Source organism: Rhodopseudomonas sp. RCAM05734 (assembly GCF_052658035.1).
Map to the genome: position 1 here is coordinate 5,576,838 of NZ_CP199742.1, position 25,501 is coordinate 5,602,338.

Genomic DNA, 25,501 nt, shown 5'->3' on the forward strand with positions numbered 1-25,501 from the left:
ACTTTTCGCTGCCAATCCAAGGAGTTCAGACCGTGAATGTGCCTGTCGACGCCACCATCCCGTTCCACGCCGACGCCTATACCGCCACCGAGGGCGAATTCGCCGGCTGGACCACCTGGAAGCGGGATTCCTTCGAGATCAGTGTCCGGGCCGTTCTGGCACAAGGTCGAGGCCGACGGCCGGGTCAACTGCGCGTTCCGGGTCGAGGCCAAGCACCTCAATGGCATGAGGAACGTGCACGGCGGCTGCTACATGACCTTCGCCGATTACTGCCTGTTCGCGCTGGCCTCGCGCGAATTGCGCGGCCCGGGCATCACCGTGTCGTTCGCCTGCGAATTCCTCGATGCGGCGAAGCTCGGCGAGTTGATCGAATGCGATGGCGAAATGACCCGGATCGGCGGCTCGCTGATCTTTTTGCGCGGCATGCTGCGTTCGGGCGAGCGCAGGCTGTTCTCGTTTTCCGGCACCATCAAGCGGGTGAAGAAGAAGGACAGGCCGGCGGTATAGCGGGGCGGCCCGTACCGGCGCACCGAGGCGGTCATCGGGCGCGGTGGAACCAATTCGCCCTTTATTCGTCCCCTATTCTGAACAGTCCGCGCGCTGGATTGGGCGCAGCGGCAGTCCAGGATATTCATTTCAATGTTCAAGCTTCGCATATTTTCGGATGCCCGGAGCCGGGTGGCATGACGACCAAAGTCGCCATCATCGGCTCGGGTCCGACCGGCATCTATACCCTCCACGGACTCGTGCGCTCCGCCGTGCCGTTGTCCATCACAATCTTCGAGGTCGAGGCGGATGCCGGCAAGGGCACGCCGTACCATCCCGACATCAACGACCAGGCGATGCTGGCCAACATCGCCAGCATCGAGCTGCCGCCGATCTGCGAGACCCTGGTGGAATGGCTGCGTCGCCAACCGGACGCTGAGCTGCAGCGGCTCAACGTAGCGAGTGCCAACATCAGGGAGCGCGAATTCTATCCGCGCGTGGTGCTCGGCGAATTCCTGCAGTCGCAATTCCAGCAACTGATCGAAATCGGCATCGCTCGCGGCCACAGCATCGACGTCAAGTCGCGTCACCGCGTCGTCGACATCCGGCTGCGCGAAGCCGATATCCAGCTCGAAGTGACCATGCCGGACGGCGCCCGCAAGGATTACGCCTTCGACCACGTGGTCATGGCGACCGGCCACAACTGGCCGGAGAGCACCGAGATTAGGCCCGGCTATTTCATGTCACCGTGGCCGGCGCCGGCGCTGAAGACCATCGGGCCGTGTCACGTCGGCATTCTCGGCACCTCGCTCAGCGCCATCGATGCGCTGATCACCGTGGCCACGGCGCACGGGGTGTTCTACCTCGACGCTGGCGGCCGGCTGCAGTACCAGGCTTCCGCCGACGGCGAGGGCTTTCACGCTGCGCTGATGTCGCGCAAGGGCCTGCTGCCCGAGGCCGACTTCTATTGCGAATATCCTTACACGCCGCTGCAGGTTTGTACCCCCGAGGCTGTCAACGCGCTGATCGAGCGCGGCTGCGCCAACCTGCTCGACGATGTGTTCGAGTTGTTCAGGGCTGAACTGGTGGCCTGCGACCCGGACTATGCCGCGAAGATCGGACTGGCGCTGGTCACCGTCGACACCCTTGCCGATGCCTATTTCGCCGAACGCGAGGCCGCCGATCCGTTCACCTGGGCCGCTGCCAACCTCGCCGAGGCCGAGCAGAACAAGCGCGATCATTATACGGTGCCATGGCGGTATGCGATCCTGCGCATGCACGAGATCATCGCGCGCGCGGTGCCGCATCTCGACCAGGACGATCTCAAGCGCTTCCACGGCAAGTTCAAGAGCGTGTTCGTCGACGACTACGCCACGGTGCCGCACCAGTCGATCCAGCGGCTGCTGGCGCTGCGCCGCGCCGGCAGACTGGAGATCCTGAAGCTCGGCCGCGACTACAAGCTCGATGCCGACGGCGTCGCCCGGGGCGCCGCGGTGCATTTCGACGGCAGGCGCGTCGCCTTCGACGCCTTCATCGATGCCACCGGCCAGGCGTCCATGTCGGCGCGGGACATGCCGTTTCCGGGTCTGATCGAACAGGGCGTGATCAAGCAGGCGGCGACGCCCGAGGGCGTGCTGATCCTCGACGAGTCCGACGAAGCCGCGTTCACCCGCACCGGCGGCATCGATCTCGATGCGGCCTTCCGCCCGAAATTCGCGGCCAACCTGTGCAACCGGTTGTACTGTGCGGCGATCTCGTTCCTGCTGCACAAGCTGCCGTTCGTGCAGGGCATCACCAGCGCCCACGAGATCGGTGAAGTGGTGTCAAAGGCGATCCTCGACGATGTCTCAGCCGATCAGCGCGAACCGGCGCTGATGCTCGACGACGCATGATCAGGCGCTCCCCCCGACAAACACCTCGTCGCCTTCATGAAGGAAGCCGGCGCCACCGACGTTACAGTTGATGCCGAGGTGGCGCTTGTTGTTGCGAAGGATGCTGCGAAGGATTTCCGGATCGTCCTCGACGCCCGGCTGCGCGACAAAGGTCATGCCGCAACGCGTCGTTTCTTCGATAGCCTGCACCGCGACTGCGCCGACCCGCATGTTCCGGCCGACCCATTGTTTCTCCACGAAACCGCTGATATCGCCGGTGTCGATCAGCACCGTCGGGCGGAAACGCCGGACATCGACGGCTTCGATCTGGCGCAATTCCGCGAGGCGCTGCAGCGATGCCGTGGTCAGCACGTGCATGGGAAAATGCGCGTGCCGGTATTCGGTCTGCGGAAAATCCGGATGCCCCTCGACCGGCCCGTGCGCCGCGACCGCGACCGCGAATTCGAAGTAATCCGATAACGTTGCATTGAGCGCGCCGTCGTTGACCGCGAAACACGTGCCGTCCGGAAAGGCGATCGTTGGCATTTTTCCGGCATCCCAGCGCGCCCCCAGATGCAGGGCCTTGCGCCATCGGACATGCTTTTCCGGCGCGGCCGGCGCACCGGTCTCAGCATCGATCAGCGTGAAGCGGCGGTCGTTGACGATACCGTCCACGCTGACGATGGTGCTCGTCACCCGCTCTCCGCCGAGCGAACTCACCGGATGCCGCCAGATCTGTGCAATTCGTCCGACTGAATTCAAATGGTTGCCCCCGTATATCCGGAAGGCAACGCGGTGGGGCCGGTTTTGTGCCGGATGCGGGGACAGGCGGAAGCGCCGCTTGCTACTGCACGCTCACCAGCGTCAGGTCGACGAACCACGACTGCGGCGAGACGAAGCCCTTCACCTTGGTGCTCATGGCGCGCGGGTTGAGGTCGTGGACGATGTACAGCCACGGCGGATTGTCGACCAGCCGCTCATGCGCCTTGCGCGTGTTGGCAGCGATCACCGTGGGGTCCGTCGCCTCGGCCATGGTCTTGAGCGCGGCCTCGAATTCGTCGTCCTTCCACTGCTCGAAATTGAAGCCGTTGGGCGAGAAGTTGGCGGCCGCAAAATAGCGCGCCATGATGCCGACGTCGGACGACGGCGACGAGATGTTGAGCGCCATGGCGCCTTTCAGCGCCGGTGCCTCAGGCGTAGCGCGGGCATTGCCAAGCAGCACATTCCATTCGATGACGTCGAACTCGACCGTGACATTGCAGGCGTCCTTGAGGTTCTGCTGCAGGAATTCGTTCATCGGCAGCGGCAGCATCTGGCCGGAGCCGGACGACGAGACCTGCACCTTGAACGAGAGCGGCTTGGCGGCGGTGAATCCGGCCTCCGCGAGCAGAGCCTTGCCCTTGGCCGGATCGAACCTGTAGCGGTTCACGGGGCTGCCGAAGTTGGGATCGCTGGCCTTCAGCCACCCCGCCGACGGTTCAGCGGTGCCTGACAGCAGCGACACCAGGCCTTCGCGGTCAACGCAGTAGTTCAGCGCCTGCCTGACTTTCACATCCTTGAACGGGCTGTTAGCGGCGCCGATGTTGTAGAACCACGGCCAGACATGCGGATAGGAGCCGGTGGTGATGGTGAAGCCGGCCGACTTCAACGAGGCAATGCCGTCCGGCGGCGGCACCTCGATCCAGTCGACCTGGCCGGATCGCAACGCCGCGAGCCGCGCATTGGATTCCGGGATGGGCATCAGCACGACGTTGTCGACCTTGGCCTTCTTCTGTGCGTCCCAGTAGCCGTCGTTGCGGGCGAGCTCGACGCGCTCGCGCGGCACCACTTTGGTGATCTTGAACGGACCGGTGCCCGCCGCCGGCAATGTCGCGACCTTGGCCCAGTCGCCGGCCTTGGCGAAAGACGCAGGCGAGGTGAACAGCAGGTACACCGCCATGTAGGGGAAATACGACGCCGCAGTCGTGGTCGAGATTGCCACAGTGCTATCGTCGATCTTCCTGTAGGCGCCCATCAAGGGCACGCGGGCCCGCGACATGGCCGACGCCGCGACCTCGAATTGCGGGCTGTCGTTCTTGAAATAACGGTCCAGATTCCAGATCACGGCGTCGGCGTTGAAATCGCTGCCGTCATGGAATTTCACGCCTTTGCGCAAATGGAAAATCCAGGTCTTCTTGTCGGCTGGGTCCTGCTCCCATGTTTCCGCCAGCCCCGGCCGCAATCCGGCGAGCTGGTCCGTCCTGCTGAGGTCCCACAGCACCAGCCCCTCGAAGATCGGGTAGCCCATGAAGCGCATGCCCTCGAAACCGTTATTGGGCAGGCCGGTGGCGGTGGGCACGTCGGCGGCGGTCATGGCGATGCGCAGCGTGGTTTTCGCAAGCGCTGGTTGCGCGAGCAGCACGGCGGTGATGGCGATGGCTTTGGCAGCATGACGAATGAGCATGGTCTCTCCGGCGCTGGGGAAATGGCGGGGAGAAACCAGCAAGTTTCAGGCCAGCAGGAGGCAGACTGCGGCGCGCCCGAGACACGGGAGCGCGCTGCGCCCTACTTCTCTTTCAGCATCTCGCGATACTTGGCGACATCGCGCGTCACCAGTTGCTGCAGTACCTCGGGCGTGTGCTCGTTGACGTCAGGCGCCACGGTGGACAGATCGACGAAGCGCTTCTTCACGGCGTCGCTTTCCACCGCGTTGCGCGCCGACGCGTTGAGCTTGGCGACGATCTCCGGCGGCGTGCCCTTCGGCGCGAACAGCCCGTTCCAGCCCTGGGCCTCGAACTCCGGCAGACCGGCTTCCGCCGAAGTCGGCAGATCCGGCAGCGAGCCGAGCCGCACGGTCGAGCCGACCACGATGCCGCGCACCAATTTGTCGTCGATGGCCTGCGAGACCGAAGCGGCGCTGTCGCAGACACCGTCGATCTGGCCGCCGATGGCGTCGGTCAGCGCCGGCGCCGCGCCGCGATAGCCGACCAAGGTCACGTCGATGCCGGCAGCTGCGACAAAACTCTTGCAGATCAGGTAGTTCGACGAGCCGACGCCGGCGTGGCCGAGGTTGACCTTGCCGGGATTGGCCTTGGCGTAAGCGATGAAATCCTTCAGCGTCGCCGCCGGGAAATCCTTGCGCAGCGCGACGATGCCGAACGTCTTGGCCACCATGCCGATCGGCACGAACGAGTCCGGCGTGAACGGCAGCTTGGGATAGATGGTGTAGGTGGCCGCAGAGGTGCCGGCATTGCCGATGGCGATGGTGTAGCCGTCGGGCTCGGCGCGCGCGGCGCGGGCCAGCGCGGTGGAGCCGCCGGCGCCAACCACGTTCTCCAGAATGATCGGCTGGCCGAGATTGCGGGCCATCTGCTCGGCGACGACGCGGGCGATCACGTCGGAGGTGCCGCCGGCCGCGAACGGCACGATCATGGTAATGGCGCGCTTGGGGAAGTCCTGCGCCTGCGCGGTCACCGCGGTGAAGGCGGCGACGGCCGCGGCGGCGACGATCTTCAACACGATTGCGTTCACGCCGCGCGCTCCAGCTGCGCGACGAGGCCAGCGAACAGCCCGCGCCCGTCGGTGCAGCCCATGATGTCTTCAACGTGGTTTTCCGGATGCGGCATCATACCGAGCACATTGCCTTTTTCGTTGACGATGCCGGCGATGGACTGCGCGGCGCCGTTGATATTATGCAGGTCACCGACTTCGCCGGCCGGGCTGCAATAGCGGTACAGCACGCGGCCATCGCCCTCGAGACGCTTCAGGGTCTCAGCGTCGGCGGTGTAGTTGCCCTCGCCATGGGCGATCGGCACGCGGATCACCTGGCCGGCATTGTAGCCGCGGGTGAAGGCGGTGTCGGAGCGCTCGACGCGCAGGTGCACGTCATGGCAAATGAATTTCAGCCTGGCGTTGCGCATCAAGATGCCCGGCAGCAATCCCGACTCGCACAGGATCTGGAAGCCGTTGCAGACGCCGAGCACCAGGCCACCATCGGCCGCAAAGGCGCGCACCGCATCCATGACCGGCGAACGCGCCGCAATGGCGCCGCAGCGCAGATAGTCGCCATAGGAGAAGCCGCCGGGCACCACGACAAGGTCGGTGCCCGCAGGTAGCGCGGTGTCGGCATGCCACACCATGGTGGCGTCCTGGCCGGATGCCAGTTTCAGGGCGCGCGCCATGTCGCGCTCGCGGTTGATGCCGGGGAAGACGAGGACGGCGGATTTCATGATGAAGCGACTCTTTCAGAATAGCTGGACCTGGCTTGGGCTATCTGCTGCAGGCCCAGTTCCATTTCGTAATTGATCGTTCTCAACAGGACGAGATTTTCGTGCAGCTTGGCGTCCATTCGGTCCATGCCATCATGAATCTCGTACAACATTTCGAGAATTTGCTGTTTCGAAATCTCGTCCATGACGGCTGTCACGCCGTCAAGGTCGGAGTATCGTTCAGTTCAAGGCGCCGTTCGATGCGATCGAGCTGATGTTCATGACGAACAAGGGTGGCGTGAATCCCAGCCAGCTCGGTATGGACACCGACTACTTCCTGGCGAATGGCGTTCTGAGACGGCTGTGACGCATGCACCTGCTGCTTGACCTCGCCGATCTCGCTTCTGACTTGCGAGACGTCGCGCTGCAACGACTTCGGTACTTCATAAATCAACTCACTGCTGATCTCAGCCATGACCCGATCTCCGGAAGTCTACCCCTGCACCTCGATAGCATAATTCTCGATCACGGTGTTCGCCAACAGCTTGTCGGCGGCGGCCTTGAGGGCCGCCTCGGCCTTGGCCTTGTCTCCGCCGGGGATTTCGATGTCGAACACCTTGCCCTGGCGCACGGAGGCGATGCCCTCGACGCCGAGCGACTTCAATGCGCCCTCGATGGCCTTGCCCTGCGGATCCAGGATGCCGTTTTTCAGTGTGACGGTAACGCGCGCTTTCATGGTCGACTTAACCTGTTTGTCCCCGCCTGACGCGGGAGAATACACCGCAACATCCTCATCCTTCGAGACGCGGGCTTCGCCCGCTCCTCAGGATGAAGGTCCCTCATAGCGAGGCGCGTCGCACAGCGACGCGTCTCGAACCATGAGGAAAGCTCAGCTCTTCACCAGCACCGGGCCGGTGCCCATCGGGCGCTCGTTCTCGGCGAGAATGCCGAGGCGTTTTGCCACTTCGGTGTACGCTTCCAGCACGCCGCCGAGATCCCGGCGAAAGCGGTCCTTGTCGAGCTTCTCGTTCGACTTGATGTCCCACAACCGGCAGGAATCCGGCGAGATCTCGTCGGCGACGATGATGCGCATCATGTCGTTCTCGAACAGCCGGCCGCACTCCATCTTGAAGTCGACGAGGCGGATACCGATGCCCAGGAACAGCCCGGTGAGGAAGTCGTTGACGCGGATGGCCAGCGCCATGATGTCATCGATTTCCTGCGGCGTGGCCCAGCCGAACGCGGTGATGTGCTCTTCCGAGACCATCGGGTCGTTGAGCTGGTCGTTCTTGTAATAGAACTCGATGATCGAGCGCGGCAGCTGGGTGCCTTCCTCGATGCCGAGGCGCTGCGACAGCGATCCCGCGGCCACGTTCCGCACCACCACTTCCAGCGGCACGATCTCGACTTCGCGAATCAATTGCTCGCGCATGTTGAGGCGGCGGATGAAGTGGGTGGGCACCCCGATGTCGTTCAGATGCTGAAACAGGTATTCCGAGATCCGGTTGTTGAGGACACCCTTGCCCTCGATGATCTGGTGCTTCTTCGCGTTGAACGCGGTCGCATCGTCCTTGAAGTGCTGAATCAGGGTTCCGGGCTCCGGTCCTTCATAAAGAACCTTGGCCTTGCCTTCATAAATGCGACGTCGACGGCTCATGGGGATGTACCGTGTGTTGTTGAAATCCATGGGATAGGTATGCTCCGCGAATGACAGGTGCGACCCACGACGGAGCTGCCGTGTAGCCAGGTACGGGAGGAAACAGAACGAGAACCGGGCCTTTGGGCAACCTAGCCGATTGACATGACAAGCACAATCGATCCGGTCCCGTTGGGTTAAGTTTTACCCCGTCCCTGCGACCTTCGGACCGTTGTTTCATCGGCCCTTGGTGGTTATCTAGGGTTCCTGGCCGGGACCACAACCGCGCCTTCATCACCTTCCAGGCATCGACAGAGCCACCATCCGGAGCCCCGAATCATGACCACTTTTGACAAGCGCGAAGACGGCTTCGAGCGGAAATTTGCCCTCGACGAGGAGCAGAAGTTCAAGGCCGAGGCGCGCCGCAACAAGCTGCTCGGCCTGTGGGTCGCCGAACAGCTCGGCATCACCGGCGACGCCGCCGCTGCCTATGCCAAGGACGTCGTCGCCGCCGATTTCGAGGAAGCCGGCGACGCCGACGTGGTGCGCAAGGTGCTGGCCGACCTCACCGCAAAGGGCGTCGCCCTCACCGAGCCGCAGCTGCGCGTCAAGATGGACGAATTCTTCGCCCAGGCGGTGATGCAGGTGAAGGCCGGGACGTAAGGCGCGGTTTGCTTACCCTCCCCCGAAGCACAGCGAAGCTGTGCGTGGCGGGGAGGGTCGGCGAACGAAGTGAGCCGGGGTGGGGGCGGCACCACGCTCAGGAGAGTTTGTGGCGCCCCCACCCGGCACATCTTTCGCTTCGCTCACGATGTGCCACCCTCCCCGCCCGCGCGGCTGCGCCGCGCCAGGGGGAGGGTAAGCAAGCGCCCCTACCGCCAGCCCAGCCCCGGCGCGACGTGCGTCAAAATCGCCTCGATCGCATGGGCGTTGTAGTCGACGCCGAGCTGATTGGGCACCGTCAGCAGCAGCGTGTCGGCCTCGGCGATGGCTTCGTCCTCCGCCAGCCGCTTGATCAGCACGTCCGGCTCCGCCGCATAGCTGCGGCCGAAGATCGCGCGCTCGGTGCCGCCGAGATAGCCGACCTTGTCGCTGTCCTTGCCGTCGCGGCCGAAATAGGCGCGGTCCATGTCATTCATGAGCGCAAAGATGCTGCGCGACACCGACACCCGCGGCGCCCGCGCATGCCCGGCCTCTGTCCAGGCCGCCTTGAACAGCCGGATCTGCTCGGCCTGCTGGACATGAAACGGCTTGCCGCTCTCGTCGATCTTCAGCGTCGAGCTCTGCAGGTTCATGCCGAGTTTGGCTGCCCACTGCGCGGTGGCATTGGTCGAGGCGCCCCACCAGATGCGCTCGCGCAGCCCTTCGGAGAACGGCTCGAGCCGCAGCAACCCGGGCGGATTGGGAAACATCGGCGAAGGATTGGGCTGGGCAAATCCCTTGCCCCTTATCACATCGAGAAACACCTCGGTGTGGTGCCGCGCCATGTCGGCATCGGTCTGGCCTTCCGGCGGCGCATAGCCGAAATGCCGGTAGCCCTCGATCACCTGCTCCGGCGAGCCCCGGCTGATGCCGAGCTGCAGCCGGCCGCGCGCGATCAGATCGGCACTGCCTGCATCCTCCGCCATGTACAGCGGGTTTTCGTAGCGCATGTCGATCACGCCGGTGCCGATCTCGATCTTTGAGGTGCGCGCACCGACCGCGGCCAGCAGCGGAAACGGCGAGGCCAGCTGCCGGGCAAAATGATGCACGCGAAAATACGCCCCGTCGGCGCCGAGCTGCTCGGCCGCGACCGCCAGATCGATGGATTGCAGCAGCGCGTCGGACGCCGACCGCACGAGCGATTGCGACGACGGCGTCCAGTGGCCGAAGGAGAGAAAGCCGATGTGTTTCATGTGGGGGGACTCGGGGGATGGGATGCGGCGGGTTCGTGCTCCCTATCTAGGCCTGTATTCCCCTGGCAACAGGGGCAGCCGCGGAAACCCAGGGTTTCCAATCGCAGGATCGTTGGCGGCGCCTTGACGAGCGCCACTCAAGGGCGGATCCCTAGCAAATAGGCCGCATCAGCGCATGCTGATATGCGGGAGCGTCATTGGCAACAAGACCCGCGTGTCGCTCCGCTCGCGCGGGCTACGCTCGCTTCAAGAGACACCCCCGTTCTACGCTTCGGCCCGCCCTCCCCATGGCTCCCCAATGCGCTATACTGCACCATGTCCCGTGCCACGCGCCTCCTCAGCCTGATCCAGGCGCTCCGCCGCCGCCGCCGTCCGGTGACGGCGGCAGTGCTGGCCGTGGAACTCGAGGTCTCCGAGCGCACCATCTACCGCGACATCGCCACCCTGATGGCGCAGGGCGCGCCGATCGAGGGCGCCGCCGGCCTCGGCTATGTGCTGCATCCCGGCTTCGTGCTGCCGCCACTGATGTTCGTCGAGGACGAGATCGACGCGCTGGTGCTGGGGCTGCGCATGGTGACGCAGCGCGGCGACCGCGCGTTGCGCGCCGCCGCCACCGATGCGCTGGCGAAGATCTCCGGCGTGCTGCCGGCGGAGCTGCGTGCCCGCGCCGAGGCCAGCGCCCTGCTCGCCGGGCCCAGCGCCACCGCGCCGGCCGTCGCCGTGGACGTCGCCGCGCTGCGCCAGGCCATCGTGCGCGAACGGCGGCTGGCCATCGACTATGTCGATGCCAGCGGCGCCCGCACCGCGCGCACGGTATGGCCGCTGGCGCTCGGCTTCTTCGACCACGCGCAGGTGCTGGTGGCGTGGTGCGAGCGGCAGAACGATTTCCGCCATTTCCGCATCGACCGGCTGGCCTCGGTCACCCCCGGCGAACGCTACGGCCGGCGGCGGCGCACGCTGCTGGCCGAGTGGCGCGCGCGCCACGCCATCCCCGAGCAGATCTGAGCCTGTGCGCTGCTGACAGAAACTGTCAGCGCCGGAGCGCACACGGTGGCCGCCGCACCCCGCGGCGTTACAGGACCGAACAGATGCTCACACCCGCCTTCACCCTGCTCTATGTCGACAGCCCCAAAGCCAGCGCCGGCTTCTACGCCACCCTGCTCGGCCGCGCGCCGGTCGAGACCTCCGACACTTTCGTGATGTTCGTCGGCGACACCGGCCCGATCCTGGCGCTGTGGGCGCGCCATGCCGTGTTGCCCGCCGCCACGCCTGTGGGCGGCATTGAGATCGTGTTCGCGCTGGAGAGCCGCGCCGCAGTCGAGGCCTGCTACGCCGACTGGACCTCGCGCGGCCTGCCCATGGTGCAGGAGCTGACCACGCTGGATTTCGGCCGCACCTTTGTCGCCGCCGATCCCGACGGCCACCGCCTGCGCGTCTGCGCCCCGGACCGCGATTAGGCGCGGCGCCCTCCATGCCGGACCGTTGACCATCGCCATCTCCGGGAAGCGATCGATCAATGGGCCGGTGGGCAGCATCGACTTCACCGGATGGTGATGGCGCCGACGCATTCCCGATCGGCGCGTTGCGCTCCGCCATGACCTGAATAGCGCGACGGCAACATCAAGTCGCATTCACCGAACCGGGAGCGCTGTTCACGGCCTGATCGACGGACTGTGACGGAACGCGACTCCGTTCACGTCATTGTCTGGCGGGGATAACCAACGGAGTTTCAAATGAACACGAAGACGAAGACGATGATCATCGCGACTGCACTTGCCACCATGATATCCGGCGCCGCTCTTGCGCAGGCCAATCCGAATGCGCCGCAGCCGAGTTCGGACGGTCTTGGCGTCAATATTCCCGGCACCACCTCGACCGGCGTCGCCGTCGACCGCCCTGATTCCAACCAGCCGCGGGAAGACGCAAGAATGCAGCGCGGGATCCTCTATCAGAGCCCGTCTGACTATGGCACCGCCGGCATGTCCAACCGCGGCCCCTACGACGGCGGCATGTCCAGGTAACGGCAACACAAATCCGCCGCGCCATCGCGGCGCGGCGGATTTTTCACGACTCGTGGCGGGAGAGATTCGAGCTCGCCGAGCGGCGTGACGTCACGGCGCGCCGTGGCGACGGCGCGCGCCTACTCCTCCTTGAAGCCGTATTCCTGGTTGTTGCCGGTGGCGCCGTAATATTTGTACGGCAGGAACTTGCCTGACATGGTGATCTGCACGCGGTCGCCCTTGGGATTGGCGACGCGGTTCATCACCATGTCGAAGTCGATCGCCGACATGATGCCGTCGCCGAATTCCTCCTCGATCAGCACCTTCCACGCCGGGCCGTTGACCATCACCATCTCGTAGAAGCGATAGATCAGCGGATCGGTCGGCGGCATCTGCACGTTCTCGGCGCGCATCGGCACCTCGTTGAGCATGGCGATCTCGCTCTTGCTGAGACCGAACAGCTCGCCGGCGGCGGCGGCCTGCGGTTTTGTCAATTTCATGTTGCCGAGAATGGCCCCGACGATCAGCACCTCGGAATGGCCGCCGATCTTCTCGCAGATGTACTTCCAGCTCCATGCATTGTCGCGCTTGATGTCGAGCAGTTTTTCGGTGAGGTCGGAACGGATCATGGGTCTCTCCTATGATTGTTAGCGGGCGATGCTGTGAGCGGGCGGCACCAGCGCAGGCTCGGCCAACGCCGGCCGCACCACCGGCACGCGGCGCGGGTCGAAGTCCGGCGTGGTCTGGGTGAAGGTCTTACTGCGGGTCACCAGGAAATCGATGATGTGATTGCGCAGCCCGTAGTAGTGCGGGTGCTTGTGCAGATCGAGCCGCGAGCGGTCCTTCGGCAGCGGATTCTCGACCACTTCGGCCAGCACCGCACCGGGGCCGTTGGTCATCAGAAAAATCTTGTCGGCGAGATACATCGCTTCGTCGACATCGTGGGTGATCATGAAGGTGGTCTGGCCGGTGTCGGTGCACACGCGGCGAACTTCATCCTGCAGCGTGCCGCGGGTCAGCGCGTCCAGCGCCGAGAACGGCTCGTCCATCAGCATGATCTTTGGCGTGATCGACAGCGCACGGGCGATGCCGACGCGCTGCTTCATGCCGCCGGACAGTTCGGAGGGCCGCTTGTGCTCGCTGCCGGTGAGACCGACCAGATCGATGAAGGTCTGCGCGTGGGCCTTGACCTTGGCCTTATCCCAGCCGCGCCACTTCGAGGTTACAGCATAAGCGACATTGCCCATCACCGTGCGCCATGGCAGCAGCGCGTGGCTCTGGAAGATCACCGCGCGATCGAGCGAGGTGCCCGAGATCTCCTGGCCGTCGACGATCACCGTGCCGGCGCTGGGTTCATCCAGCCCGGCGAGGATGTTGAGCACCGTGGTCTTGCCGCAACCGGAATGCCCGATCACACAGCCGAACTCACCCCGCGGCACCGACAGCCACAGATTCTCGAACACCGCCGTACTGCCGCCACCCGCCGCCGGATAGCGTTTCGAAATGCCCTCGATGGAAATGAATTTATCGGTCATGTGCTGCATCACTCCGGAAAGGTGACCATGCGGGTGAAGCGCGCTAATATCTGATCGAGCAGCATGCCGATCACGCCGATCATCAGGATCGCAATGATCACATTCGTGATCGATAAATTATTCCATTCGTTCCAGACGAAGTAACCAATCCCCGTTCCGCCGACCAGCATTTCGGCGGCGACGATCACCAGCCAGGCGATGCCGATCGAGATCCGCATGCCGGTGAGGATGGTCGGCGCGGCGGCCGGCAGGATGATTGTGAAGGCGCGGCGTAGACTGCCCACTTCCAGCGTACGCGCGACGTTGATCCATTCGCGACGCACGGCGGCGACACCGAAGGCGGTGTTGAGCAGCATCGGCCATACCGAGCAGATGAAGATCACGAAGATGGCCGACAGGCTGGAATCCTTGATGGTGTAGAGCGCCAGCGGCATCCACGCCAGCGGCGAGATCGGCTTCAGGATCTGGATGAAAGGATCCAGCGCCTTGCTCATCAGCGGCGACATGCCGATCAGGAAGCCGAGCGGGATCGCCACGATCACCGCGAGGAAATAGCCGAGCCCGACCCGGCCGATGGAGTAAGCGAGCTGGATGCCGAGGCCCTTGTCGTTGGGACCGTTGTCGTAGAACGGATGCTTGAGGTGCTCCCACAATTTGGCACCGACATCGAGCGGCCCGGGCATCGCCGATTTGCCGGCGGTGGCGGTGAGCCCCATCAGTTTTGCGTATTCCGGCGACATCGTCGCAGCAGTGCCGGTGCCACGCGTCGCGAGGTGCCAGACACCGAGGAACGCCGCGAGGATGACAAGCGACACGATCGCCGCGCGAAAGCGGAGGGAGAAGGTCATGGCGTTGCGGTCCGTGTCCCGGGCGCGGTGCAGTACGTCGCGCAGCGACGTGATGCGCCGCAGACCCGGGACCCATGCGTTGCGCGATGCATGAATGGATCCCGGATCTGCGAAGCAGCACACCGCACTTCGTGCGCTGCGCCGCATCGCGTCCGGGACACGAGACTGTTCATCACGTCGCCTTCTTGATCTTGAAGCTCGCCAGATATTCCTTCGGCTTCTCCGGATCGAAGGTCTTGCCCATCACCTGGAACGATTTGTAGGCGCTCGCCGGCGGCGTCAGGCCCATTTCCTTCATCACCTTTCCGGTGTCGGCGGCGAGGAACACCTGTTCGGCCACGCCCTTGTAGTCGACGTCGCCCTTGATCTGGCCCCACCGCTGCATCTGCGTCATCATCCACACAGCGAACGACTGCCACGGGAACGGATCGAAATCGACGCGCTTGGGATCCACCTTGATGCCTCCGAGGCCGTCGGCATAGGTCCCGGTCAGCACCTGCTCCAGCACCACCGGCGGCGCGTTGAGATAGGCCGCGGGCGCGATGGCCTCGGCGATCGACTTGCGGTTCTCGGCCTTCGAGGCATAGGCGGTGGCGTCGACAATGGCGCGGGTCAATGCTGCGAACGAGTTCGGCGACGTCATGATGAATTCGCGGCTGGCGGCGAAGCTGCAGCACGGATGACCGTCCCAGATTTCCTTGGACAGCAGGTGCATGAAGCCGACGCCGTCATAGATCGCGCGCTGGCAGATATTGTCGGGCGCCAGGAAGCCGTCGATATTGTCGGCGCGGAGGTTGGCGACCATCTCCGGCGGCGGCACCGAGCGGATCTGGATGTCGGTGTCGGGGTCGATGCCGTGCTCGGCGAGATAGTAGCGCAGCAGGTAGTTGTGCATCGAGTAGTCGAAGGGGACAGCGAGCTTGAAACCCTTCCAGTCCTTGGGGTCGCGCTTGTCCTTGTGCTTCATGGCCAGCGTGATGCCCTGGCCATTGATGTTCTCGATCGCCGGCACGGTATAGGGGATCGGCTGCGAGCCGAGCCCCAGCGAGATCGCGATCGGCATCGGTGCCAGCATATGCGCGGCGTCATATTCCTTGTTGATGGTCTTGTCGCGGATCACGGCCCAGCCCGCGGTCTTCACCACATCCACCTTGAGGCCCTGCTTGGCGTAGAAGCCGAGCGGGTCGGCCATGATGATCGGCGTGGCGCAGGTGATCGGGATGAAGCCGACCTTGAGATCGGTCTTCTCCAGCTTGCCCACGCCTTGTGCGAACACTTCGGTGGCCATCTTGATCGGGAAGAACTGCGAGAGCACGCCGAGTGCGGCGGAGGCGCCGACCGATTTCAGGAAGGCGCGCCGCGCCACCTCTTTCGGAAACACCGCGCGCATCACCGCGGAGGCGACCACGCCCTCATAACGCTTGGCCTCATCCTCGGGCGCTGCGCAAGCGAGCTGCAGGCTGGCGTCATGCTCGGCGCCGCTGGCATGCTGGCCGCACGGGCAGCCGGAGCGCAGACGGCGAGCGGGATCGAACGGATTGTCGAACGTGGACATGGGACCTCCTGCGTGGCGTTGGCTATCGCTACGCAAGGAGTGTGCCAGCGCCGGCGCCGCGCAGAAGTCGCATTGCCGCAACGTCGGAAGCGCAAATTGCCGATTACGAAAATTCGTGATATCCGATATTTCGTAACCGGATCACGATTTTTCGGAGTTGGCCGCGATGGATTCCCAGCCTTATCAGCTCGCCTCCCGCGACGCCGACCTGCGCACCGTCAGCTTCGACTACGCCGTCGAGCCGACCCTGCTGCTCGATCCCGACGCCGACCAGATCGTCGATGCCAATCCGGCGGCCTGCGCCCTGCTCGGCTATGACCGCGTGCTGCTGCGGCAGACCAGGATCAGCGCGCTGCATCCGGGCCAGGTGCCGGCGCTGATCGTGTTCACCCAGGCGGTGCTCGACAAGGGCGCCTGGTGGACGACGACGCTGACGCCGCGCCACGCCACCGGCGAGACGCTGCGGCTGGAATATGCCGGCTCTGCGGTGCCGCAGGGCGAGCGCGCGCTGCTGCTGCTGACCATGAGCGACCTCGACGCGCGGCGCCGCCGCGGCGTCGATGGCGCCGCCGAGGATCACATGCGCAGCGGACTCGCCGCCTGGCAGCGCGTCGAGCGCGTGTTCCAGGATATTGAGAGGGAAAACCAGTTGATCCTGCGCGCCGCGGGCGAAGGCATTTATGGCGTCAATGCCGAGGGCAAGACCACCTTCGTCAATCCCGCTGCCGAGCGCATGCTCGGCTGGAGCGCGGAAGAGCTGGTGGGCAAGGCCATTCACCCGATCATGCACCACAGCCATGCCGACGGCAGCCATTACCCCGATCACGACTGCCCGATCTATGCCGCGTTCCGCGACGGCGCCGTGCACAATGTCGACAACGAGGTGTTCTGGCGCAAGGACGGCAGCAAGGTCTGGGTCGAATACACCTCCACGCCGATCCGCGACCGCAGCATGGTGATCGGCGCGGTGATCGTATTTCGCGACGTCAGCGCGCGCCGCGCCGCCGACGAGAAGCTGCACGCTGCGCTCGCCGAAGTCGACCGGTTGCGCGAACGGCTGGAGCTGGAGAACGCCTATCTGCAGGAGGAAATCCGCATCGAGACCAATCCGCGCGGCATCATAGGGCAGAGCCAGGCTATCCAGCAGACCTTGCGCCAGGTCAAGCTGGTGGCGCCGACCACAGCCGCGGTGATGATCACCGGCGAGTCCGGCACCGGCAAGGAGTTGATCGCCCGCGCGATTCATGAGGCCAGCGCGCGCCGCGACCGGCCGCTGATCCGGGTCAATTGTGCGGCTATCCCGCGCGAACTGTTCGAGAGCGAATTCTTCGGCCATGTGCGCGGCGCCTTCACCGGCGCGGTGCGCGACCGCATCGGCCGCTTCGAGCTCGCCTCCGGCGGCACGCTGTTTCTCGACGAGGTCGGCGAGATCCCGCTGGAGCTGCAGGGCAAGCTGCTGCGCGTGCTGCAGGAGGGCAATTTCGAACGCGTCGGCGAGGAACGCACCCGCGCCGTCGACGTCCGCGTCATCGCCGCCACCAACCGCAACCTCAAGCAGGAAGTGGCGCGCGGAAAATTTCGCGAGGACCTGTATTTCCGGCTCAACGTGTTTCCGGTGGAGTCGGTGCCGCTGCGCGAGCGCCGCGAGGACATTCCGCTGCTCGCGCAGCACTTCCTGATGAGCGAGAAATTGCGATCCGACTTGCGTCTCTCGGAGGGCGATGCGCGAAAACTCGCGCGCTACGACTGGCCGGGCAATGTCCGCGAACTACAGAACGTCATCGAGCGCGCGGTGATCCTGGCGCAGAACGGCCGGCTGCGCATCGACCTGCCGGACGCGCCGGGCCCGCATGTGGCGGCGGCTTCGCCCGGCCGCGCCAGGGCCGACGCCAGACCGGCGGTGATGACCTCGGCGGAATTGCGCGACCTCGAGCGCAGCAACATCCAGGCGGCGCTCCTCGCCTGCAACGGCAAGGTGTTCGGCCCCGGCGGCGCCGCCGAACTGCTCGACCTCAAGCCGACCACGCTGGCGTCGCGCATGAAGGTGTTGGGCATTGCGGGTGCGCGTTCCGGACAGGCGGCTGGCTGACCGCGATCCGCAGGGCCGGCGCCCGGTTCTGTGGCCGCAGGCGCACCACATCCCGTAGTCTTACGATCTTGCGGTTATTCGCTGCACGCGGGATTCTGGTCGGCATGAAAGCCTGAGAGTCGCAACGCGCGCTTGATGCCAATTTCCGGCGTCTTCGTGCAGAGCAGGCGCCTCGCGGAATCGACATCGGACAGCGACGTCCGCGATCACGACGAAACTTTCATATCATTGATAGCAGGAGGCCCATTGTGAAATCACCCGTGGAAAAACGTTCCGTCGTCGTCGGCGGCCACAAGACCAGCGTCAGCCTTGAGGCTGCGTTCTGGAGCGGCATGAAGGAAATCGCGTCCAGTCGCAAAGCCACTCTGTCAGAGCTGGTCGGCGGCATCGATGCCAATCGCAGCCAGGGCAATCTCTCGTCCGCGATCCGGCTGTTCGTGCTCGATCACTATCGGAACCTCGGCGCCATCGCGGCGGTCGACGCCGCGCAGTCCCGATCGTTCGACGCGGCCCGCATCAGCTCATAGACCCGCGACGGACCGCCGGGCGCGGAGACCGCGTTGTTCGCTAACAGCGCGGTCAGCGCGGCGCGCGCCGGGGCCCACGCCACGCGGCTCCGGGCACGTCGGGATCGCCCCGGCTCCCGCTTGCATTTTTCCGTAATAGGTATATATTCCTTAGTTGATTGGACCGCGCTTTAACGGGAGTCAGCATGCCCTATCCTCTCGTTCCGCTCTTTGCCCCGCAATTTCGCGTCGTCGACTCCTCCGTGGTCCGGCTGACGCCGGGCCCGATCGAGGACGGACCGCCGCCGGTGGCAGGCGGCCGCCCCAAGGGCTGCAAGCGGCTGCACACCAATGCCACGGTCGCCCTGGCGCGCCGGCTGATCGAAGAGACCACGCTGAGCTACAAGCAGATTGCGGCCAGGACCGGCGCCACCCATAGCACCGTCGGGCGCTGGGCCCGCGAGGGCGGCTGGCAGCGTCACCCGTTTGCGCCGCGCGCCTCCGACACGATACCGACCGCCCGCGCCGGCCGCAGGCTGAAGCTGCGCATGCTGGGGCAGAGGCTGCATCAGCTCGCCGAGCGTTGCGTCGGCGAGTTGTGGAGCAGCGAGACGGTCGATCTCGACCGGCTGCTGCAGGCCATGCAGGTGCTGAAAATGGCGCGGCTGGAATATATGGGCAACCGCCGCCCGCGCCGCGGCCCCGATCCGACGCCGCGCACCGGGCAATACTGGATCGACCGCGACACCGCGATCAAGAAGGCGCTGAAGGAGAAGCCACCTAAGTATTGCTCTACTGGAATGTGCCATAGCTATAGAAAACGGCAGCCCAGAACTGCTGCCCGAAACGGTCGAATTAGCGCTAGCTGCAGGCCGCCAATACGACGCTTGGCAACTTCAGGCGCGATGGGCCATCAACCAGCGCGATTGGGCCGAAGCACTTGGATTGCTTTCCAAAATCGAAAGAAAGGATTTCTTTGACTTACAGTTGGAAGGACGCGCTCTTCAAATCAAGAAAGAAGATCCAGATATAGCGCGCGACCCGGCAGCGCTCAAAGAGATTGAAGCCCGACAGCACGAGGTAGTGATGACCACATACAAAGCTCCGGGCATTACAAGGGATATCTAGAGAAACGTAGCCAAGTCGAGGCGAACAGCATGGTTCGCACGACTTTGTTAGGAGTGAGCTGCGACTTTCACGCGATCAACCTTCGGATTGCTTGCCAAACAACCCGTTCAGCTCCGCGCCCTTCGCAGCTCCGGCGAACGCAGTGAACGTGCCCTGCTCCGCGATCTCCTTCGCGGCGCCCATGACCCCCGCCCAGGCCGTCCGCGCCAGCGCGCCGCCGACGCTGACGCGGCGGACGCCGAGGGCGGCGAGGCCCTGCACCGTCATCGACGGCTGGACGATCAGCACGTTGACCGGTTTTGGATGCACCGCCCTGACCAGCGCGGCGATGTCGTCGGGGGCAGCAATGCCCGGCGCATAGAGGCAGTCGGCTCCGGCGTCGGCGAAGGCGACCAGGCGCGCGATGGTCCTGGCGAGATCGCGCTCGCCGGTCAAAAATCCCTCGCAGCGCGCCACCAGCATGATGGCGGGGTCCGTGGCGTCGATGGCGGCGCGGGCGGCCTTGATGCGTGCAAGGGCCAGGGCGTCCTCATACAGCGGCTGCGCCGGCCGGCCGGTGGAATTCTCGATCGACAGGCCGGCAATGCCGGTCGCCACCGCGCGCGCCACGTTGGCGGCGACGCCGTCGGGATCGTCGGCGAAGCCGGCCTCGAAGTCGGCATTCACAGGCAGGTCGGTGGCCGCACTCAGCGTCGTCAGGTGGTCGATGACGTCGTCGCAGCCGACGTGGTTGTCGGCGCGGCCGGTGGACCAGGCATAGCCGGACGAGGTCGAGGCCAGCGCCTGGAAGCCGGCATGCGCGAGATAGCGCGCGGAGCCGACGTCCCAGGGATTGGGGATCACGAAGCAACCGGCTTCGTGCAGCTTGCGGAAATTGGCGCGCTTCTCGGCGGTGGAGATGGTCATCGACGGCCTCCGGTTTGGCTTTTTGCGTCTCGTTGTCGGGCGCGTGTCCCGGGCGCGCTGCAGCGTAGGCGAAGCGAAGCTTCGCTGACAACGCTGCTGCGCAGAACCGGGACCGTCACGAACGCCGGCGCTTGATGCGGTCCCGGTTCTGCGCAGCAGCACGTCGTGCTGCAGCGCGCCCGGGACAAGCAAAGGCGCTATGCCTCGCCCGGCATCCCGCCCGCCAGCGCCGTCTCCAGCCGCGCCAGCACCGGGCCGATATCCCTGACGATGTCGTCGGCGGTGACTGCCACCACGCGGTAGTCGCGCGCCTCCAGCCAGGCCTGGCGGGCGGCGCGATCCTGCACGATCACCTCGGTCTCGTCGGCATTGACCAGCTCGATAGCGAAGCGGCGCGGGAACGAGACGAAGTCCGGGATGTGGCGGCCGACCGGGGTCTGGCGCTTGAAGGTGCCGGCGAAGCGGCGGTCGGTGCGCAGGGCTTCCCACAACAGCCGCTCGGCGTCGGTGGGGTTTCGCCGCAACAAGCGAGCGAGACCGCGCACGGTGCCGCTCTCATGCGGCAGCGCGCCCTGGCCGTGCTCGGCCAGCAGGGCGCGCAGTTTTGTCGCCTGCTCGCCGTCGAGCACGCCGCCCTTGGCCGGGCCCTTGCGGCCCTCGGCGATAGCCATCACCACGCCGTGCAAAGTGTGCATGTCCTGCTTGGTCGGCTCCATGCGGGTGAAGATGTTGCGCAGGTTGACCAGCATGGTGTCGCGCTTCTCGGCCGGGCGCAGGAATTCGACGGCGTCGAGCTCGCGCACCAGGTTGTCGAAGAACGCCTGCATCTGGTGCTGCGACGCCGGCTCGGAGCGCTCCGGCATGGCGTAAGGCAGCGCATTGGACGTCGCCAGCTTGAACCATTCATAGCCGCACAGCAGCACGGCCTGGGCGAGATTCAGCGAGGCGAAGGCGGGATTGACCGGGAAGGTGATGATGCGGTTGGCCAGCGCCACTTCCTCGTTCTTCAGGCCATAGCGCTCTCGGCCAAACAGGATGCCGGCGGTGGCGCCGGTTGCGACGTGGGCGACGGTCTCGCGCGCCGCCGCTTCCGGGGCGACCACCGGCTTGGCCTGGTCGTGGGCGCGGGCGGTGGTGGCGAACAGCAGGGTGCAGTCGGCCACCGCGGCTTCCACGGTGTCGAACAGCTCGACCTTGTCGAGGATGTGGTCGGCGCCGGAGGCAGCGCGGCGGGCATGGACGTTGGGCCAGCCGTCGCGCGGCTTGACCAGGCGCAGCCGGGTCAGCCCGAAATTGCCCATGGCGCGCGCGCACATGCCGATGTTCTCGCCGAGCTGCGGCTCGACCAGCACCACCACCGGACCGGTCAGCTCGCTGTGCGCCTTGGTATGGTCGGTGCCTGAACCGGACATGCACTTCACCTTCTGATTCAATGCCTGAAGATGTTGAATCAACCTTCGAAGATTTTGATTCAACGCCTCAGATGGTCGCTGCCTGTTCCTCCATTCCGGGCATTTTATCAAGCAAATTGATAGGGTTGTTCCGGTTCACCGAGATTTCCCCCGAATTGGGCCGGCCGGGCCTCACTCGCTGTTTGCTTTCGTTCTTCTTTCGAATAGGAGTCCAAACCACAATCAAAACGAACCCAAAAGCCGGACACCCGGCGCGGGCCGGGGAGGATCGACGATGCGTTCACGCTGGACACTGGCAATTGTTGGAGCGGTCTTGATGCTGGCCGGCGGCCTGCTGGCGCACCTGACCCAGACCGCGGGCGGCATCAAGATCCAGGACACCCGCTTCACCGGCGCCAAGGGCAATACGATGAGCGCCCTGCTCTACACGCCGCCGAATGCCACCGCGCAGACGCCCGCCCCCGGCATCCTCGCCGTTCACGGCTACATCAATTCGCGCGAGACCCAGGACGGCTTTGCCATCGAGTTCGCCCGCCGCGGCTATGTGGTGCTGGCCATCGACCAGACCGGCCACGGCTACAGCGACGGCCCGGCCTTCTCGAACGGCTTCGGCGGCCCGGACGGCCTGACCTATCTGCGCAGCCTCGCCAATGTCGACAAGGCGAATATCGGCCTCGAGGGCCACTCCATGGGCGGCTGGACCGTTCTCGCGGCGGCCACCGCCATGCCCGACGCCTACAAGGCCATGGTGCTGGAAGGCTCCTCCACCGGCAAGCCGTTCGCCGCCGACGGCACGCCCACCTGGCCGCGCAACCTCGCGCTGGTGTTCGCGCAATACGAGGAATTTTCGACCCTGATGTGGGGCGTGCCCAACGCCAAGGATGTGGTCTCCAGCCCGAAGCTGTGGGCGCTGTTCGGCGCGTCAGCCAAGGTCGAGCCCGGCAAGGTGTACGGCGACATCCAGGCCGGCACCGCCCGGGTGCTCTACACCCCGGCGATGACCCACCCTGCCGAGCACATTTCGCATGAGGCGATCGGCTACGCGCTGGACTGGTTCGGCAAGACCCTGCAGGGCGGCACGCCGCTTCCCGCGTCCGACCAGATCTGGTTTCGCAAGGAGATCGGCACCGGCATCGCCTTGCTCGGCTTCGTCGCCTTCCTGATCGGCATGTTCGACGGCCTGCTCGAAGCCAGAATGTTCTCGCGGCTGATGCTGCCCGCCCCGGTCGGCGGGGCGGTGGCGACGGAAGCCCCGGTCGACCGCAGCCGCTGGCTGGTCGCGCTGGTGCTGTCGGCGCTGCTGCCGGCGATCACCTACTACCCGGCCTTCTCGCTGGCCGGCGCCTGGCTCAAGCCGCAGCCGTGGCTGCCGCAGGGCGTCACCAACCAGGTCGTGCTGTGGGCGGTGATCAATGCGCTGATCGCGCTGGCCCTGATGCCGCTGGCGCCGAAGCGGGCACGCCGCCATGGCATCGTCGGCCTGTCGATCGGCATCGCGCTGGCGACCCTGGTCGCCGGCTATGCCGCATTGTGGCTGTCCGACCTGATCTTCAAGACCGACTTCCGCTTCTGGATCGTGGCGCTCAAGCTGATGAGCGGCAAGCAGGCGCTGATGGGCCTGATCTACGTGCTGCCGGTGACCGCCTTCTTCGTCATCGCGCTGAACGTCATGCATCGCAATTTCAGCACCCTCAGCGCCGGCCGGAGCGCGGTCTACCTGACCAACGTCGTGGCGCTGGCGGGCGGTTTCGTGGTGCTGCTCGGGGTGCAATATGGCGCGCTGTGGCTGGGCGGCCAGCTGATCGATCCGGCGCCGGCGGTGCTGACCTCCATGGCGCTGAACACCATCGTGGCGATCCAGTTCGTGCCGCTGCTGGCCATCGTGGCCGTCATCGCCACCTTCACCTTCAGGCGCACCGGCTCCAGCCTGCCGGGCGCGCTGATCTGCGCCGGACTGGTGACCTGGTACTTGGTGGCGGGCACCGCGACCCAGGCTGCGTTCTGAGCCAAAAAATGGGCTGAAACTGCATAACGCCTTGGCTTCCGCCAGGGCGGCCGCGGTGCTATAGCCGCCCCATCACCACCCTGCCCCTCCGCAACGCGATAAAGGCCCGATATTTCATGGCAAAAATCAAGGTAAAAAATCCCGTCGTCGAACTCGATGGCGACGAGATGACCCGGATCATCTGGCAGTACATCAAGGACAAGCTGATCAACCCCTTCCTTGAGATCGACCTGCAATATTACGACCTCGGGATGGAATACCGCGACAAGACCGACGACCAGGTCACCATCGACGCTGCCAACGCCATCAAGAAGGTCGGCGTCGGCGTCAAGTGCGCGACCATCACCCCGGACGAAGCCCGCGTGAAGGAATTCGGCCTCAAGCAGATGTGGAAGTCGCCGAACGGCACCATCCGCAACATCCTCGGCGGCGTGATCTTCCGCGAGCCGATCATCTGCAAGAACGTGCCGCGCCTGGTCCCCGGCTGGACCAAGCCGATCATCATCGGCCGCCACGCCTTCGGCGACCAGTACCGTGCCACCGATTTCAAGTTCCCCGGCAAGGGCACCCTGACCATGAAGTTCGTCGGCGACGACGGCGAAGTGATCGAGCGCGAAGTGTTCAAGTCGCCCGGCGCAGGCGTGGCGCTGGCCATGTACAACCTCGACGATTCGATCCGCGATTTCGCCCGCGCCTCCCTGAACTACGGCCTGTCGCGCGGCGTGCCGGTGTATCTGTCGACCAAGAACACCATCCTCAAGGTCTATGACGGCCGCTTCAAGGACATCTTCCAGGAGATCTTCGACGCCGAGTTCAAGGACAAGTTCGCCGCCGCCAAGATCACCTACGAGCACCGGCTGATCGACGACATGGTCGCCGCTGCCATGAAGTGGTCCGGCGGCTACGTCTGGGCCTGCAAGAACTACGACGGCGACGTGCAGTCCGACACCGTGGCGCAGGGCTACGGTTCGCTCGGCCTGATGACCTCGGTGCTGCTGACCCCGGACGGTTCGGTGGTGGAAGCCGAAGCCGCCCACGGCACGGTGACGCGTCACTACCGCGAGCACCAGAAGGGCAAGGAGACCTCGACCAACTCGATCGCGTCGATCTTCGCCTGGACCCAGGGCCTCGCGCACCGCGCCAAGCTCGACGACAATGCCGAGCTCGCCAAGTTCGCCAAGACGCTGGAGAAGGTCTGCGTCGAGACCGTCGAGGCCGGCTACATGACCAAGGATCTCGCGCTCCTGGTCGGTGCCGACCAGCGCTGGCTCTCCACCACCGGCTTCCTCGACAAGGTCGCGGAAAACCTCACCAAGGCGATGGCGCCCGCCGCGTAACCTTCGGCCCACGTTGAACGTATGACCAAGTCCGGGCTGCCTCTGGCATCCCGGACTTTTTGTTGGAGCGGCCTTCGCGACGGCGCTCCTTGGCCACGCACTCCG

The 25,501-nt window shown here is 65.0% G+C and carries 25 protein-coding genes and 1 pseudogene; 11 read left to right on the forward strand and 15 right to left on the reverse strand.

Going from position 1 to position 25,501, the window contains the following annotated elements:
• Nucleotides 1-32: 32 nt before the first annotated feature.
• Nucleotides 33-507, forward strand: a pseudogene (locus ACUXVA_RS26625) (PaaI family thioesterase).
• 176 nt (nucleotides 508-683) lie between these two features.
• Nucleotides 684-2,378: an FAD/NAD(P)-binding protein gene (locus ACUXVA_RS26630; protein ID WP_445489126.1), complete on the forward strand. Its 1,695-nt coding sequence runs from the start codon at nucleotides 684-686 to the stop codon at nucleotides 2,376-2,378.
• Here ACUXVA_RS26630 and ACUXVA_RS26635 read toward each other — a convergent pair whose 3' ends face one another.
• The 8 genes from ACUXVA_RS26635 to purC form a co-directional block, all read right to left on the reverse strand.
• The gene (locus ACUXVA_RS26635) at nucleotides 2,379-3,119 is read right to left on the reverse strand and encodes an MOSC domain-containing protein (RefSeq protein WP_445489128.1); all 741 of its coding nucleotides are present in this window, start codon (nucleotides 3,117-3,119) and stop codon (nucleotides 2,379-2,381) included.
• Between the two features lie 82 nt (nucleotides 3,120-3,201).
• Nucleotides 3,202-4,800: an ABC transporter substrate-binding protein gene (locus tag ACUXVA_RS26640; RefSeq protein ID WP_265082920.1), complete on the reverse strand. Its 1,599-nt coding sequence runs from the start codon at nucleotides 4,798-4,800 to the stop codon at nucleotides 3,202-3,204.
• Nucleotides 4,801-4,901: 101 nt separating this feature from the next.
• On the reverse strand, nucleotides 4,902-5,867 hold the full coding sequence (locus ACUXVA_RS26645; RefSeq protein ID WP_265082919.1) for a tripartite tricarboxylate transporter substrate binding protein BugD: 966 nt from the start codon (nucleotides 5,865-5,867) through the stop codon (nucleotides 4,902-4,904).
• Nucleotides 5,864-6,565: a phosphoribosylformylglycinamidine synthase subunit PurQ gene (purQ, locus tag ACUXVA_RS26650; RefSeq protein ID WP_265082918.1), complete on the reverse strand. Its 702-nt coding sequence runs from the start codon at nucleotides 6,563-6,565 to the stop codon at nucleotides 5,864-5,866. The genes ACUXVA_RS26645 and purQ overlap by 4 nt, the downstream gene beginning before the upstream one ends.
• Nucleotides 6,562-6,750 carry a hypothetical protein gene (locus tag ACUXVA_RS26655; RefSeq protein WP_265082917.1) on the reverse strand — a complete coding sequence of 63 codons (189 nt, stop codon included), beginning with the start codon at nucleotides 6,748-6,750 and terminating at the stop codon, nucleotides 6,562-6,564. The genes purQ and ACUXVA_RS26655 overlap by 4 nt, the downstream gene beginning before the upstream one ends.
• An 8-nt stretch (nucleotides 6,751-6,758) precedes the next feature.
• Nucleotides 6,759-7,019 carry a hypothetical protein gene (locus tag ACUXVA_RS26660; protein ID WP_445489132.1) on the reverse strand — a complete coding sequence of 87 codons (261 nt, stop codon included), beginning with the start codon at nucleotides 7,017-7,019 and terminating at the stop codon, nucleotides 6,759-6,761.
• 18 nt (nucleotides 7,020-7,037) lie between these two features.
• On the reverse strand, nucleotides 7,038-7,280 hold the full coding sequence (purS, locus tag ACUXVA_RS26665; RefSeq protein ID WP_265082915.1) for a phosphoribosylformylglycinamidine synthase subunit PurS: 243 nt from the start codon (nucleotides 7,278-7,280) through the stop codon (nucleotides 7,038-7,040).
• Between the two features lie 153 nt (nucleotides 7,281-7,433).
• Nucleotides 7,434-8,201, reverse strand: coding sequence for a phosphoribosylaminoimidazolesuccinocarboxamide synthase (purC, locus tag ACUXVA_RS26670; RefSeq protein WP_265082914.1), 768 nt, complete (start codon nucleotides 8,199-8,201; stop codon nucleotides 7,434-7,436).
• A 318-nt stretch (nucleotides 8,202-8,519) separates the two neighbouring features.
• Between purC and ACUXVA_RS26675 the strand changes: the two genes are divergently transcribed.
• On the forward strand, nucleotides 8,520-8,843 hold the full coding sequence (locus ACUXVA_RS26675; RefSeq protein WP_265082913.1) for a DUF1476 domain-containing protein: 324 nt from the start codon (nucleotides 8,520-8,522) through the stop codon (nucleotides 8,841-8,843).
• A 209-nt stretch (nucleotides 8,844-9,052) separates the two neighbouring features.
• Here ACUXVA_RS26675 and ACUXVA_RS26680 read toward each other — a convergent pair whose 3' ends face one another.
• Nucleotides 9,053-10,075, reverse strand: coding sequence for an LLM class flavin-dependent oxidoreductase (locus ACUXVA_RS26680; RefSeq protein WP_445489135.1), 1,023 nt, complete (start codon nucleotides 10,073-10,075; stop codon nucleotides 9,053-9,055).
• A 315-nt stretch (nucleotides 10,076-10,390) separates the two neighbouring features.
• Here ACUXVA_RS26680 and ACUXVA_RS26685 point away from each other — a divergent pair, with 315 nt between their 5' ends.
• From ACUXVA_RS26685 to ACUXVA_RS26695, 3 genes are all read left to right on the forward strand, one after another.
• A complete protein-coding gene (locus tag ACUXVA_RS26685; RefSeq protein ID WP_445489137.1) occupies nucleotides 10,391-11,080 on the forward strand; it encodes a helix-turn-helix transcriptional regulator in 690 nt (229 codons plus the stop codon).
• 83 nt (nucleotides 11,081-11,163) lie between these two features.
• Nucleotides 11,164-11,532, forward strand: coding sequence for a VOC family protein (locus ACUXVA_RS26690; protein ID WP_445489139.1), 369 nt, complete (start codon nucleotides 11,164-11,166; stop codon nucleotides 11,530-11,532).
• 276 nt (nucleotides 11,533-11,808) lie between these two features.
• Nucleotides 11,809-12,096, forward strand: coding sequence for a hypothetical protein (locus ACUXVA_RS26695; RefSeq protein WP_265082909.1), 288 nt, complete (start codon nucleotides 11,809-11,811; stop codon nucleotides 12,094-12,096).
• 119 nt (nucleotides 12,097-12,215) lie between these two features.
• Here ACUXVA_RS26695 and cynS read toward each other — a convergent pair whose 3' ends face one another.
• From cynS to ACUXVA_RS26715, 4 genes are all read right to left on the reverse strand, one after another.
• Nucleotides 12,216-12,704, reverse strand: a complete 489-nt coding sequence (gene cynS, locus ACUXVA_RS26700) for a cyanase (RefSeq protein WP_265082908.1) — start codon at nucleotides 12,702-12,704, stop codon at nucleotides 12,216-12,218.
• A gap of 18 nt (nucleotides 12,705-12,722) precedes the next feature.
• Nucleotides 12,723-13,610 carry an ABC transporter ATP-binding protein gene (locus tag ACUXVA_RS26705; RefSeq protein WP_265082907.1) on the reverse strand — a complete coding sequence of 296 codons (888 nt, stop codon included), beginning with the start codon at nucleotides 13,608-13,610 and terminating at the stop codon, nucleotides 12,723-12,725.
• Nucleotides 13,611-13,618: 8 nt separating this feature from the next.
• Nucleotides 13,619-14,458: a nitrate ABC transporter permease gene (gene ntrB / locus ACUXVA_RS26710; RefSeq protein ID WP_265082906.1), complete on the reverse strand. Its 840-nt coding sequence runs from the start codon at nucleotides 14,456-14,458 to the stop codon at nucleotides 13,619-13,621.
• 172 nt (nucleotides 14,459-14,630) lie between these two features.
• Nucleotides 14,631-16,013, reverse strand: coding sequence for a CmpA/NrtA family ABC transporter substrate-binding protein (locus tag ACUXVA_RS26715; protein ID WP_445489142.1), 1,383 nt, complete (start codon nucleotides 16,011-16,013; stop codon nucleotides 14,631-14,633).
• Nucleotides 16,014-16,179: 166 nt separating this feature from the next.
• On the opposite strand from ACUXVA_RS26715, the gene ACUXVA_RS26720 reads away from it, so the two are divergent.
• The 3 genes from ACUXVA_RS26720 to ACUXVA_RS26730 all read left to right on the forward strand — a co-directional run bounded on the left by ACUXVA_RS26720 (nucleotide 16,180) and on the right by ACUXVA_RS26730 (nucleotide 19,588).
• The gene (locus tag ACUXVA_RS26720) at nucleotides 16,180-18,102 is read left to right on the forward strand and encodes a sigma 54-interacting transcriptional regulator (protein ID WP_445489144.1); all 1,923 of its coding nucleotides are present in this window, start codon (nucleotides 16,180-16,182) and stop codon (nucleotides 18,100-18,102) included.
• A 248-nt stretch (nucleotides 18,103-18,350) separates the two neighbouring features.
• The gene (locus tag ACUXVA_RS26725) at nucleotides 18,351-18,629 is read left to right on the forward strand and encodes a ribbon-helix-helix domain-containing protein (RefSeq protein WP_265082903.1); all 279 of its coding nucleotides are present in this window, start codon (nucleotides 18,351-18,353) and stop codon (nucleotides 18,627-18,629) included.
• Between the two features lie 185 nt (nucleotides 18,630-18,814).
• A complete protein-coding gene (locus tag ACUXVA_RS26730) occupies nucleotides 18,815-19,588 on the forward strand; it encodes a hypothetical protein (RefSeq protein ID WP_445489147.1) in 774 nt (257 codons plus the stop codon).
• A gap of 223 nt (nucleotides 19,589-19,811) precedes the next feature.
• Here ACUXVA_RS26730 and ACUXVA_RS26735 read toward each other — a convergent pair whose 3' ends face one another.
• Complete coding sequence (locus ACUXVA_RS26735; RefSeq protein WP_445489149.1) at nucleotides 19,812-20,642, reverse strand: isocitrate lyase/PEP mutase family protein; 831 nt, start codon at nucleotides 20,640-20,642, stop codon at nucleotides 19,812-19,814.
• A 197-nt stretch (nucleotides 20,643-20,839) separates the two neighbouring features.
• Nucleotides 20,840-22,054, reverse strand: a complete 1,215-nt coding sequence (locus ACUXVA_RS26740) for a TrmJ/YjtD family RNA methyltransferase (protein ID WP_445489151.1) — start codon at nucleotides 22,052-22,054, stop codon at nucleotides 20,840-20,842.
• A 274-nt stretch (nucleotides 22,055-22,328) separates the two neighbouring features.
• Between ACUXVA_RS26740 and ACUXVA_RS26745 the strand changes: the two genes are divergently transcribed.
• The gene (locus ACUXVA_RS26745) at nucleotides 22,329-24,059 is read left to right on the forward strand and encodes an alpha/beta hydrolase family protein (RefSeq protein ID WP_265082899.1); all 1,731 of its coding nucleotides are present in this window, start codon (nucleotides 22,329-22,331) and stop codon (nucleotides 24,057-24,059) included.
• A 116-nt stretch (nucleotides 24,060-24,175) separates the two neighbouring features.
• Nucleotides 24,176-25,396 (forward strand): NADP-dependent isocitrate dehydrogenase, encoded by a 1,221-nt coding sequence (locus ACUXVA_RS26750; protein WP_445489153.1) that lies wholly within the window; start codon nucleotides 24,176-24,178, stop codon nucleotides 25,394-25,396.
• The last annotated feature ends 105 nt before the right edge of the window (nucleotides 25,397-25,501 follow it).